At 64.9% G+C, this 12,807-nt stretch carries 11 protein-coding genes; all 11 read right to left on the minus strand.

All coding sequences use genetic code 11. The features are described from left to right. Positions 1-12: 12 nt before the first annotated feature. The 11 genes from ACT531_RS00670 to slmA all read right to left on the minus strand — a co-directional run bounded on the left by ACT531_RS00670 (position 13) and on the right by slmA (position 12,623). Positions 13-762: a TetR/AcrR family transcriptional regulator gene (locus tag ACT531_RS00670; protein ID WP_476016130.1), complete on the minus strand. Its 750-nt coding sequence runs from the start codon at positions 760-762 to the stop codon at positions 13-15. A gap of 994 nt (positions 763-1,756) precedes the next feature. Then, positions 1,757-2,533, minus strand: a complete 777-nt coding sequence (locus ACT531_RS00675) for an enoyl-CoA hydratase (protein ID WP_209816241.1) — start codon at positions 2,531-2,533, stop codon at positions 1,757-1,759. A gap of 75 nt (positions 2,534-2,608) precedes the next feature. After that, positions 2,609-3,469, minus strand: coding sequence for an acyl-CoA thioesterase (locus ACT531_RS00680; protein WP_476016131.1), 861 nt, complete (start codon positions 3,467-3,469; stop codon positions 2,609-2,611). A 27-nt stretch (positions 3,470-3,496) separates the two neighbouring features. Then, entirely contained in the window at positions 3,497-4,384 is an 888-nt protein-coding gene (locus ACT531_RS00685; RefSeq protein WP_476016132.1) for an alpha/beta hydrolase family protein, read from the minus strand. A gap of 213 nt (positions 4,385-4,597) precedes the next feature. Beyond that, positions 4,598-5,797, minus strand: a complete 1,200-nt coding sequence (locus ACT531_RS00690; protein WP_291445198.1) for an acetyl-CoA C-acyltransferase — start codon at positions 5,795-5,797, stop codon at positions 4,598-4,600. Between the two features lie 12 nt (positions 5,798-5,809). Beyond that, positions 5,810-6,319, minus strand: coding sequence for a DUF4442 domain-containing protein (locus ACT531_RS00695; protein WP_291445196.1), 510 nt, complete (start codon positions 6,317-6,319; stop codon positions 5,810-5,812). An 11-nt stretch (positions 6,320-6,330) separates the two neighbouring features. Beyond that, positions 6,331-8,733, minus strand: coding sequence for a 3-hydroxyacyl-CoA dehydrogenase/enoyl-CoA hydratase family protein (locus ACT531_RS00700; protein ID WP_476016133.1), 2,403 nt, complete (start codon positions 8,731-8,733; stop codon positions 6,331-6,333). A 66-nt stretch (positions 8,734-8,799) separates the two neighbouring features. Then, positions 8,800-9,237: a DUF2147 domain-containing protein gene (locus ACT531_RS00705; protein ID WP_056745869.1), complete on the minus strand. Its 438-nt coding sequence runs from the start codon at positions 9,235-9,237 to the stop codon at positions 8,800-8,802. A gap of 45 nt (positions 9,238-9,282) precedes the next feature. Then, positions 9,283-11,079: an acyl-CoA dehydrogenase C-terminal domain-containing protein gene (locus ACT531_RS00710; protein WP_476016134.1), complete on the minus strand. Its 1,797-nt coding sequence runs from the start codon at positions 11,077-11,079 to the stop codon at positions 9,283-9,285. Positions 11,080-11,083: 4 nt separating this feature from the next. Beyond that, the gene (locus ACT531_RS00715; RefSeq protein WP_476016135.1) at positions 11,084-11,812 is read right to left on the minus strand and encodes a TetR/AcrR family transcriptional regulator; all 729 of its coding nucleotides are present in this window, start codon (positions 11,810-11,812) and stop codon (positions 11,084-11,086) included. 148 nt (positions 11,813-11,960) lie between these two features. After that, positions 11,961-12,623 (minus strand): nucleoid occlusion factor SlmA, encoded by a 663-nt coding sequence (gene slmA / locus ACT531_RS00720; RefSeq protein ID WP_476016136.1) that lies wholly within the window; start codon positions 12,621-12,623, stop codon positions 11,961-11,963. Between the last annotated feature and the right edge of the window lie 184 nt (positions 12,624-12,807).

Here is a 12,807-nt window from a genome sequence, read left to right on the forward strand (position 1 = left end):
TGGGGTGGTTAGTTATGAACGGATGAACAAGGCGAGGGCCTCGTCGGTGAGCGCGTCAAGCGACTTGCCCTTTTTGGGAGAGAACCACTGCACCGCCCAGTTGAGCGCCCCAAAGATGAACAGCCGCGCCACACCGGGCTCGGCCTGCAGGGCGCCCTGCTGTGCCAGCGCTTCCAGCACAGGCATCCAGGTGGCCTCGTAGCTGTCCTTGATGCGGGCAATGCCCTTGCGCTGTGCAGGCGTGAGCGAGCGCCATTCGTACAACATCACGGGGATGAAGCTGCTGCGCGGCCCGAGCAGGATTTCAAAATGGTGACGAATGAGCGTGTGCAGTTGCTCGCGCGGGGTGGCCTGAGCTGGCAGTGCATCGAGTGCCTGCTGCTGGCTTTGCACGGCCATGGTCATGCCCTCGCTCATCACGGCGTAGAGCAGCGCGCTTTTGCTTTCAAAGTGGTAGAAGGGCGAGCCGCTGTGCATGCCTGCGGCCGCCGCAATGTCGCGCGTGCTGGTGGCGGCGAAGCCCTGGGTGCGGAAGAGCTTGGCCGCGCCATCCATGAGCTTGCGGCGGCGGTTGCCGTCGTCGAGTTCTTCGGCGGTTTTGCGGGGGCGGCCACGGGGGCGGCGGGTGGGGGTTGTGTCTGCAGTAGTTGCGTTGGGTGCGGAATTGGCGCTGGAGGAGGCTGCGGCCTTGCTGCGGGGGCGGGCCGCTAGTTTCTTGGGAGCGGGGGCGATGGCGCTGGTGCGCGGCACGGGTGAATCCATGCTGGCACGATAGCAAAACTGTTTATTTTTAGCAAGCAAGTGCTTTGTAAAAATAGATGGCTTGTTCCATCAAGCTTGCCATGAAGTGCTATTCGAGGTGAAGCGCTTGTATCTATTGCCTGATTTGCTATTCATTTGAAAGCAGATGGCATGCCTATGCGAAGAGCGGAGGCCGGGAGTCGCCCGGCGTGCGAGTAACTTTCTTTCGTCTCGCCGAAAGAAAGTTACCAAAGAAAGGGCGACCCTACTGCGCGCGTCCCTTCGCTGCGCTACGGGCAACCTGCGATGCTCGGACAGGGGGTGCGCCGCAGAACTCACTGCGCGCTACGCGCTCCGTTCAAACAACTGCGGCAAGTCAGTGCACGAAGTGCGTGTGTCCTTCGGCACACGCACGCCCCCCCTGCCCTGCGCTTCTCGGCGCTCGCAGAAGGGAACCCCAAAACGCACATCCACACGGGCCATTGCTTCACTGCGCTGCGCTCGGCCCCGTCTCGCGGGCGCAAGCGCCACGCGCTGCGCAAACTGGGCCGAGCGCAGCGATGGCCCGTGTGGCTGTCCGGCTGTTCGGCTGTCCATCCCCTGCTGGCTGCGCCTGCGGCGGGGCGGTTGCGGGGTGGGCATGGGCGTCGAAGCGCCCATGCTTCGTACTCTGACTCGCCGTGGCTGTCCGAGCGGCGCGCGCAGCGCAAAGCGAGTTCCACGGCGCACCCCGCAACCGCCCCGCCGCAGGTTTGCCCCGTAGCGAAGCGCAGGGGTCGCGGATTGGGGGTCGCCTTTTCTTTGGTGACTTTCTTTTGGCGAAGCAAAAAAAAAATACTCGCACGCCGGGCGACTCCCGGCTCCCGCACTCAAAACGGGCATGCGGTAGCCGCCGCACAGAAGCCTCGACAGGCCCAACCCGAACGGATGGGACGAGAAAAAACTATAAAAACAATAGCTTCCAGCGCTTTCTGCATAAGCGCTTGCAGCCAAAAAAACCTTCAAATTCGGTGACTCAAACCGCGCTGAAATCCGGCTTACGCTTCTCCATGAAAGCCGAGAAAGCTTCCCGCGCCGCCGGCTCGCGCAACATGCGCCCAAAGCTCTCGCCCTCTTCCGCCATCACCTCCAGCACCTTCGCCGTCTGCCCACCCTTCATCAGCCGCTTGGTTTCGATGAGCGACGACAACGGCTTGGCCGCCAGCTTTTTGGCCTGCGCCTGGGCATAGGCATTGCACTCCGTCGGCGGCACCACGCGGTTCACCAGGCCGACTTCCAGCGCCGCCTCGGCCATGAAGGGCTCGCCCAACAGCAAAGCCTCCGCAGCACGGTGATACCCCAGCATCTGCGGCACCAGCAGGCTCGATGCCGCCTCGGGGCACAGGCCCAGATTCACAAAAGGCATCGAGAAAGCCGCGTTGTCGCCCGCATAAACCAGGTCGCAATGGAACAGCATCGTCGTGCCAATGCCCACGGCCGGGCCGCAGACCGACGCGATCACGGGCTTGGGGAAGGTGGCGATGCCGCGCAGAAAGCGGAACACCGGCGAGTCCTGCGTGGCAGGCGGCTGCTGCAGAAAGTCGCCAATGTCGTTGCCCGCGCTGAAGATGGCGATGTCGCCCTGGAACACCACCACGCGCACGCTGGCGTCGGCCTTGGCGGCGTCCAGCGCGTCGGCCATGGCGGCATACATGTCGCGCGTGATCGAGTTCTTCTTGTCCACGCGATTGAACGTGATAGTGGTCACGCCCGCTTCAGAATGGACGAGGATGTCTTGGGTGGCTTCGGTCATGGTGGTGAAGGTTCCGGGGTCTGATGGATGTGAACGAGAGGAATGGTGCACGGCGCAGGGCAACAGGCCGACTCCCTACTCCTTGTAGTAAACGATCTGGTGGCTGGTGGCGAGCATGGTGCCCGCTTCGTTCCACAGCTGCACGGTCTGGTCAAAAAAGCCGTTGCGGAACTCCTGCCCGCGCGCCTGGCCGAGAAGATAACCCGTGCCCGTGGCCTGCAGTTGTGCGGCGCTGGCATGGAAGTAGACCGTGATCGACACCGTGCCTGCCGGCACATGGCGCGCACGGCGCAGCCAGACGCGGGGAAAGAACACATCGGCCAGGGCCGCGAGCGCCACAAAGTCCAGCGGACGGGGTGGCGCATCGCGCATCCACAACTGGGTCAGGCTGTGGTCGCCACTGCCGTCCCACTCGCGCGGAATGGCGCCGGTGACGGGGCGCATCTCGTAGCGGTTGAGCCACTCCACGCCAAAGCCGGGGGGAATGGCAGGCTGTGCCGAGGGTGCAGGCACTTCGGGCATGGGCACATCGCCCACGCTCCAGGTCTCGCGGCGCACGGCGGTGACGGCCGTAGCGGTGGTGGTGACCACCTGCGCCCCGTCATCACCCGCCTGCAGGATCGACAGCGTCCAGTGCTGGGTCGAGCGGTTGGTGCGCACGGGTGTGGCCTGCACGGTGAACGCCCCGGCTGTCAGCGCCCCCGCGTAGTTGACGGTGAGCGACAGCGGATCGCCCAGCCGGTCGGGGTGCTGCAAGATGGCCTGTAGCAGCGTGGCGGCGGTGACGCCGCCGAACGGTCCGACCATGTTCCAGTAGCCAGGGTGGGTCTGCCCTTCGTACTGGCCAGGCGCAGGAGAGGACGAGGCTGTCAGCTGTACCGCATCGTCCAGCGGGTGGGCAGCGGACGCAGTGGAAGAATGGGAGGAAGAAGTCATGCTGCGAGTGTGCCGCGAAACAGCCGTTCAGGCCGTCGTGCCGGAGACTTCGGCGTGCGACACATCGCCGCCCAACGCCGCCAGCGCTGCCGCCGCACGCGGCCACAGGCTCTGGCGGAACTGGTCACGAAAGAAACCGAAGTGCCCGATGCGCCGCACCTTCACATCGGCGGGCGTGATGCTCTCCACGCGGCGTTCGGTGTTGACGTACAGGTTGACGAGGTTGTGCGTGCCGCGCAAGGTCATCAGCTCGTCGTCGGCCATCGACAGCGCCAGCACCGGGAACCGCACCGCCCCATAGCTCTGCGCCACCGCAGGCCCCTCGGCGCCCACGCTGTACGCAGGGTCCAGACACCAGCGCCGCCACTGCAGGATCACGCCCGCAGGCAGGTCGCCCACCTTCTTGAGCGTGCGCCCCGGAAAGTACCCGCACAGCCGCGTGGCCAGTGGCACCAGCACCCACCAGAAATACGGAACGATGCGCTTGAGCTGCGGCGCGTTGTCGCGCCAGTAGCCGCTGCCTGCGGCCACACTCAGCAGACCCGCCACCTGCTCGGGCTTTTTCAGCAGCCCTGGCAACTGCGCGCCCAGGCTGTGGCCCAGCAAATACAGCGGCTGCGACGGCAGCGCGGCCTTGGCGGCTGTGATCACCGCCTCGTAGTCCTGCGCCCAGTCGAACAGATCCGCCTTCACATCACGCATCGCGCCCTGCAGCGAATCGCCATGGCCGCGGTAGTCAAACGTGGTGACCCGAAACCCCTGCTGCGCCATCCACAGCGCAAAGGCCTCGTAGTACGACTGCCGCACCCCCATCGCGCCGCCGATCACGACACTGGCGCGCGGAGCGCGCTCGGGTTCGTAGACACGCAGTGCCAAAGACACTGCCCCGTTGACCTGCAAAGTTTGCTTGTTCATGTCTGTCTCCTTAGCTCAATGCCGATCTGCGCCGGCTTGAATGGAAAACAAAAACAGGCAGTGCACTTCCCCCTGCCTTCACACTCCGCCCTCAAAGGCGTAGCGAGCGGGATCAGCTGCTAAGCGGACGGAGCGCAGCAACCGGAACGTACTTGCGGTACGTGAGGATTGCGAGCACCGCCCAACGACGCAGATGGCCTGCGCAGTAGCCAGTTACAACGCCTCGATGATGCCGGCGGCGCCTTGGCCTGTCCCTACACACATCGTGACCATGCCGTACTTCAGCTTGTGCCGACGCAGCGCGTGCACCACCGTCGCCGCGCGAATCGCACCGGTCGCCCCCAGCGGGTGACCCAGGGCAATAGCACCACCCATTGGATTCACGTTCGCAGGGTTCAGCCCCAGCGTATTGATCACCGCCAGCGACTGCGCCGCAAACGCTTCGTTCAGCTCATACCAGCCGATGTCATCGCTCTTCAAGCCCGCATAACGCAGCGCCGCAGGAATCGCCTCGATGGGACCAATGCCCATGATCTCGGGCGGCACGCCTCGCGCGGCGTAGCTCACAAAACGCGCCAGGGGCGTCAGGCCAAACTGCTTCACCGCCTTTTCGCTGGCCACGATGAGCGCACCCGCGCCATCGCTGGTCTGCGAGCTGTTGCCCGCCGTGACACTGCCACGCGCCGCAAACACGGGCTTGAGCTTGGCCAGACCTTCCAGGGACGTGTCAGGGCGTGGGCCTTCGTCCAGGCTCACGGTGCGGCGCTTTTCCACCACTTCGCCGGTGGCGAGGTTGGGCGAACGCTCCACGATTTCGATGGGCGTGATTTCATCGGTGAACTCACCGGCCTTTTGCGCCTTGATGGCCCGCAGGTGGGATTCGAGGGCGAACGCGTCCTGCGCCTCGCGGCTCACCTTCCACTGCTGGGCGACCTTTTCGGCGGTCAGGCCCATGCCGTAGGCGATGCCCACGTTTTCGTCCTTGGCAAAAATCTCGGCGTTGAACGAGGGCTTGTTGCCGCCCATGGGCACCAGGCTCATGGACTCGGCGCCGCCGGCGATCAGCACGTCGGCTTCGCCCACGCGGATGCGGTCGGCGGCCATCTGCAGCGCGGTGATGCCCGATGCACAAAAACGGTTCACCGTCACGCCGCCCACGGGGTGGTCAAACGCCAGGCCCATCGCAATGCGGGCCATGTTCATGCCCTGCTCGCCTTCGGGGAAGGAGCAGCCAATGATGGCGTCTTCAATCGCCTTGGGGTCCAGCGTGGGCACCTGCAGCATGGCGCTCTTGACGGCGGCGACCAGCAGGTCGTCGGGCCGGGTGTTCTTGAAATAGCCGCGGCCCGAGCGCCCGATGGGCGTACGCGTGGCGGCGACGATGTAGGCGTCCTGGACTTGTTTTTGAGCCATGGTGAAACTCCTTCAATTCTTGGGGGGGCGGCTGGAAGGAACCCAGGCCCACGTAAATACACATTCGACCGGCTCCACACCGGCTTCGTCGGTCACGGTGACTTTCACCTGCACCTCGCCCTTGTCGCTGGCCAACATGGCGGCGCGCTGCTCGGCAGTGAGCGTGGCCACGGCCTTGAGGCCGCCCGTGGCGCGCTTCTTGAACGCCATGGAAAGCTCCTTGGCCAGCGGCAGGCAGTCGTCGCGCACGTTCATGCCCACCACCATGCCGGTGGCCGTTTCGGCCAGCAGGTTCATGGCAGACGCGTGCACGCCGCCGATGTGGTTCTGCACTCGGCGCTCGTTGGCCAGGTGCACCTCGACACGCTCGGGCGTGAGCGACACGAACTTCACCCCGGCCGTGCCGGTGAAGGGCACGGCCCGGCGCAGGATGATGTTCTGCACGAAGCCGCGCATGAAGGCGGGCGCCTCGTCCAGGCGCATCAGCGAGCGCTGGAGTTTGTTGGGGGTTGGGCTCGTCATGGTGACGCCGATCAGTTACGAACAGGCTTGCCCGTGGAGAGCATTCCGAGGATGCGCTCGTGCGTCTTGGGCTGTGCGATCAGGTGGCAGAACACCTTGCGCTCCAGCGTGAGCAGGTATTCCTCGCTCACCATCGAACCCGCATCCACATCACCGCCACAGACCACCTCGGCGATCATGGCGCCGATCTTGAAGTCATAGGCGCTGATGAAGCCGCCGTCGCGCATGTTCACCAGCTGGGCCTTGATGGTGGCCAGACCGCTGCGGCCCGCCACGGGGAACAGGCGCTTGTGCGGTGCCCGCCAGCCGCTCGCGGCCATGGACTTGGCTTCGTTGATGGCCACGAACAGCAGCTCATCCTTGTGGGGCACGATCACGTCGCTGTCCAGCAGGTAGCCCAGCTTGCGCGATTCGAGCGCGCTGGTGCCCACCTTGGCCATGGCGGCGGCGGTGAAGCCTTCGGTGAGGAAGGGCAGCAGGTCCTTGCTCGTCGAAGCCGCCATGTTCTCGGCCGCGCGGCGGGCAATGTAGGTCAGGCCGCCCGCGCCGGGCACCAGGCCCACACCGACTTCCACGAGGCCGATGTAGCTTTCCATGTGCGCCACGCGCTTGGCCGAATACACGGCCAGCTCGCAGCCGCCGCCCAGTGCCATGCCGTGGATGGCAGCGACGACGGGCACCTGCGCGTAGCGGATGCGCAGCATCAGGTTCTGCAGCTCTTGCTCGATGCTTTCGACCGCATCGGCGCCGCCGACCATGAAGGCGGGCATCGTGGCTTCCAGATCTGCACCTACGCTGAAAGGCGCGTCGCCAGACCAGATCACCATGCCCTGGTACTCGGCCTCGGCCAGTTCCAGGGCTTCCATCAGCGCTTCCATCACTTCGGGGCTGATGGCGTGCATCTTGTTCTTGATGCTGGCGATGAGCACTTGGCCATCAAGCGTCCAGGTGCGCAGGGCCTTCGATTCGGCAATGGTGGTGCCAGCGGTGCGCCAGTCGGGCAGGCTGGTCTCGCCCAGCAAAGCCTCAGGGAAGATCTGGCGCTCGTACACAGGCAGCTGGCGGCGTGGCACGAACTTGCCCTGCGACGCGCTCCACGAGCCTTGCGCGGTGTGCACGCCACCGGCTTCGGCCACGGGACCCTTGAAGACCCACTCGGGCAGCGGCGCCTTGCACAGGGCTTTGCCAGCGTCGATGTCTTCCTGAATCATCTTGGCGACTTCGATCCAGCCGGCTTCTTGCCACAGCTCGAAGGGGCCTTGCTTCATGCCGAAGCCCCAGCGCATGGCCTGGTCCACGTCGCGCGCGTTGTCGGCAATGGTGCCCAGGTGCACGGCGGCGTAGTGGAAGCTGTTGCGCAGGATGGCCCAGAGGAACTGGCCGGGCGCGCCTTCTGCGTTGCGCAGCAGGCGCAGACGTTCGGCGGCGGGCTTCTTGAGCATGCGCGCGTACACCTCGTCGGCCTTCTGACCGGCGGGTACGTACTCTTCGCTTTCCAGCTCAAAGCGCATCACATCACGGCCGACCTTCTTGAAGAAACCGGCCTTGGTCTTCTGGCCCAGGTTGCCCAGTTCCAGCAGCTTCTTCAGCACGGCGGGCGTGCCAAAGCTTTCGTAGAAGGGGTCGGTCTCGATGCTCAGGTTGTCCTGCAGCGTCTTGATGACGTGGGCCATGGTGTCCAGGCCCACCACGTCGGCGGTGCGGAAGGTGCCGCTCGATGCGCGGCCCAGCTTCTTGCCGGTGAGGTCGTCCACCACGTCAAAGGTCAAGCCGAAGTTCTCGACTTCCTTCATGGTGGCCAGCATGCCGGCGATGCCGACCCGGTTGGCCACGAAGTTGGGCGTGTCGTGCGCGCGCACCACGCCCTTGCCCAGGCCGCTGGTGACGAAGGCTTCGAGCTGGTCCAGCACTTCGGGCTGGGTGGTGGGGGTGTTGATCAGCTCCACCAGCGTCATGTAGCGCGGGGGGTTGAAGAAGTGAATGCCGCAGAAACGGGGCTTGATGCTCTCGGGCAGCACTTCCGAGAGCTTGGTGATCGACAGGCCCGAGGTGTTGGACGCCAGGATGGCGTGCTTGGCCACGTGTGGGGCGATCTTGGTGTACAGGTCGAGCTTCCAGTCCATGCGCTCTGCAATGGCCTCGATCACGAGGTCGCATTCCTTGAGCAGGTGCATGTGCTCTTCATAGTTGGCCTGCTGGATCAGCGCCGCGTCGTCAGCCACGCCCAGGGGCGATGGCTTGAGCTTCTTGAGGCCTTCGACGGCCTTGGTGACGATGCCGTTCTTGGGGCCTTCCTTCGCTGGCAGGTCGAACAGCACCACGGGCACCTTCACGTTGACGAGGTGGGCGGCAATCTGCGCGCCCATCACGCCTGCGCCGAGCACGGCGACTTTTTTCACTTGGAATCGGGACATGGGTTGGGTTCCTGGTTGGGGCGCTGCGCGACACCGCTGGGGTGCGCGCGGCCACGGGAATGGGGTTTACTGGACGCGGATCCAGGTTTGCGTGCGGCCAAACGGGCCGATCGAACCGCGCACTTCGAGCTTCTTGCCGCCCTCGACGGGGGTCATGCGCAGGGTGTAGTTGCGGCCGTTCTCGGGGTCGAGAATCTTGCCGCCCTCCCACACTTCTTTGCCGTCGGCCTTCTTGGCGCCACGGATGATCTCCAGCCCGAGGATGGGCTTGCCCTTGCGGTCGTCCGAGCATTCGTCGCAGACCTCGTCGGGCTTGGCGTCCTTGGACAGGCGCTTTTCCAGCGCTCCGTGCAGCACGCCGCCGCCAATGTCGCGGATGCGGATCTCGGCCTTGGCCTCGCCGGTCTTGTCATCGATGTTGCGCCACAGGCCTTCGGGCGTCATCTGCGCCCAGGCCGGCAGCGCGCCCGCTACCAAAACAATAGCTGCTACCGCTTTGAACATCTGCGCTCCCTGGCAAAAAGGCTTGAAATCCGCATCCGGCGCCGATCAGGCCAGGGCCAGATCGGTGTCCATCAGCACCTTGCTGCCGGCGCGGGCGGTGCGCATCAGCGTGGCGGTCTCAGGGAACAGCTTGGCGAAATAGAACCGCGCGGTTTGCAGCTTGGCACCATAGAACGGGTCGGTGTTGCCAGCGGCAATTTCGCGCAGGGCGACCTGCGCCATGCGGGCGAACAGGTAGCCGAACACCAGGTGGCCGGCCACGCGCAGGTAGTCCACGGCAGCGGCGCCCACTTCGTCGGGGTTTTGCATGCCCTTGAAGCCGATCTCGGTGGTGAACTTGGTCATCTGGTCACCCAGCATGGCCACGGGGTTGATGAACTCGGCCATGCGCTCGTTCACGCCCTCTTCTTCCACCAGCTGGCCAATCAGCTTGCCCAGCTTTTTCAGCGTGGCGCCGTTGTTGCCCAGCACCTTGCGGCCCAGCAGGTCCAGCGACTGGATGGTGTTGGTGCCTTCGTAGATCATGTTGATGCGGTTGTCCCGCACATACTGCTCCATGCCCCATTCCTTGATGAAGCCGTGGCCGCCGAAGACCTGCATGCAGGCGTTGGTGCTGATGTGGCCGTTGTCGGTGATAAAGGCCTTGACGATGGGGGTCAGCAGGGCCACGAGTTCTTCGGAGTCCTTGCGCACCTTTTCATCGGGGTGGCTGTGCACCTTGTCCAGCAGCAGCGTGCAGAAGATCTGCAGCGCGCGGCCACCTTCGGCATAGGCCTTGGCGGTGAGCAGCATCTTGCGCACATCGGGGTGCACGATGATGGGGTCGGCGTCCTTGTCCTTGGCCTTGGGGCCCGACAGGCTGCGCGACTGGATGCGGTCCTTGGCGTAGGCCAGGGCGTTCTGGTAGGCCACTTCGGTCAGGCCCAGCGACTGGTTGCCCACGCCCAGGCGGGCGGCATTCATCATCACAAACATGGCAGCCAAGCCCTTGTTGGGCTGGCCCACCATGGTGCCGATGGCGCCGTCCAGCGCGATCTGCGCGGTGGCGTTGCCGTGGATGCCCATCTTGTGCTCCAGGCCCGTGCAGAAGATCGGGTTGCGCTCGCCCAGCGAGCCGTCGGCGTTCACATGGAACTTGGGCACCACAAACAGACTGATGCCCTTGCTGCCCTTGGGCGCATCGGGCAGGCGAGCCAGCACCAGATGAACGATGTTGGCAGCCATGTCATGCTCGCCGGCGCTGATGAAGATCTTGTTGCCGGTGATCTTGTAGGTGCCATCGGCCTGGGGTTCGGCCTTGGTGCGCATCAGGCCCAGGTCGGTACCGCAATGGGGTTCGGTCAGGCACATGGTGCCGGTCCACTCGCCGCTGGTCAGCTTGGGCAGGTACAGGGCCTTCTGCGCGTCGGTGCCGTGGGCGTGCAGGGCTTCGTACGCGCCGTGCGACAGGCCGGGGTACATCGTCCAGGCCTGGTTGGCCGAGTTCAGCATCTCGTACAGGCACTGGTTCAGCACAAAAGGCAGGCCTTGGCCGCCGTAGGCCGGATCGCAGCTCAGCGCCGCCCAGCCGCCTTCCACGTACTTGGCGTACGCGTCCTTGAAGCCGGTGGGGGTCTTCACTTCGTGCGTGGTCTTGTTCAGCACGCAGCCCTCGGTGTCGCCGCTGATGTTGAGCGGGAATGCGACTTCGGCAGCAAACTTGCCGGCCTCTTCGATCACGGCGTTGATGGTGTCCACATCCACTTCGGCGTGGGGGGGCATCGCCTTGAATTCATCACTCACCTTGAGCACTTCGTGCATGACGAATTGCATGTCGCGCAGGGGCGGCGTATAGGTAGGCATGGGTTTACTCCTTGGATGGGGTGGCTTGGTTGGAAACTTTGCGGCGCGCCACCGTGGGTGCCTTGGCGGCGGCCGCGGGCGCGCTGTAACGCGCCAGGATGTTGTGAAAGCCCACGACGGCCCGGTCGATGGAGCCGGGGGTCTGCAGGAACCGCGCTTCGTAGTGCAGCGCGAGGATGAGGCCGTGGATCTCGAAGAGCATCTGCTCTTCCTTGGTATCAGCCCGCAGCTCGCCCAGCTCCTTGCACTGCTCGATGGCGCGGCGCATGGCGGCATGCCAGGTCAGCACCGAGCTGGCGAGTGCATCGCGCACGGGGCCGGTGCGGTCGTCAAACTCGACCGCGCCGCTGATGTAGATGCAGCCCGAGTCGATTTCGATGGAGGTGCGCTTCATCCAGTTGTCGAACAGCGCCGACAAGCGCGCCACGCCGCGCGGGGCGGACATGGCGGGGTAGAACACTTCCTGCTCGAAGCGGGTGTGGTATTCGCGGATCACGGAGATCTGCAGCTCTTCGCGCGAGCCAAAGTGGGCGAACACGCCCGACTTGCTCATGCCCGTGACGTCGGCCAGCGCCCCGATGGAGAGGCCCTCCAGCCCGATGTGGGTGGCCAGGCCCAACGCCGCCTCGACGATGGCCGCCTTGGTCTGCTGGCCCTTTTGCAGTGCACGGCCCGTACCGCTGCGAGCGCGCGGAATGCGGGTGACCTGGCGGGATTCGGGGGTGGAGGACATGGGCACGAATAAAAACGAACGTTCGTTCTATTCTGCAGCAAATTCCCCGCACACCCCAAGCCCCCGAAAAAAATAGGGAGACGCACCCAAACCACCCGTTGCAGCCGCGCCACCCTTGCTGGGTAACGCTGCCTCAGCCGTCTGCTGGCTAAAGCATCAGCGCCAGACTGGCTTCCAGGTGCTCGGTGGGCAGGCGCCGAAACCCCGAGCGGGCATAACCCTGCAGCCGCCCGACCACAAAGGCCGTCAGCACGCTGGCCGCCACCTGGGCGTCCACCGTGGGCGTGCTGGAGGCAGCCGTAGTAGCCCGCAGACACTGGCGCAGGGTGGATTCGATGCGGTCAAAAAACTGGTTCATGCGCTGCTGCAGGCGCTCGTGCTCAAACACCAGCGCATCGCCCACCATCACCCGCACCATGCCTGGGTTGCGTTCGCCAAACTGCAACACCAGGGCCACGATGCGGGCAGCCTGGCGCGCGCCCGCGTCGGCAGCCTGTGCGGGGTCGGGCACGTCGCGCCCGGTGATCTGCTGCACCAGCGTGAACACCGATTGCTCGATGAAATCGATCAAGCCCTCGAACATCTGCGCCTTGCTGGCGAAGTGGCGGTACAGCGCGGCCTCGCTGACGGACAGGCGTGCGGCCAACGCGGCGGTGGTGATGCGTTCAGCCCCCGGCTGCTCCAGCATGGCGGCCAAGGCCTGCAGGATCTGGATGCGCCGCTCCCCGGGCTTGGGCCGCTTGCGGGCAGCCGCAACATCACCCGCTTCGGCGGTACTGGCGGACTCGGGGAGGGGCGAGATTTCAGACATGCAGGACAGGGACTCCGGTGGGCCCCGCGCCCGGAACACACGCCACCGGGCATGGTCGGATCACGGCAGGGCGTGGATCACGATGTCACGTCTTGCCACAGCCAGGAGGGGCCGGAGCGCCACCTGTTTGCACAAGTCAATCGTGTATAGAAATGATTCTCGCACAGGCCCCTGAGCGATCCCC

It is taken from the genome of Acidovorax sp. DMC1 (assembly GCF_056314325.1).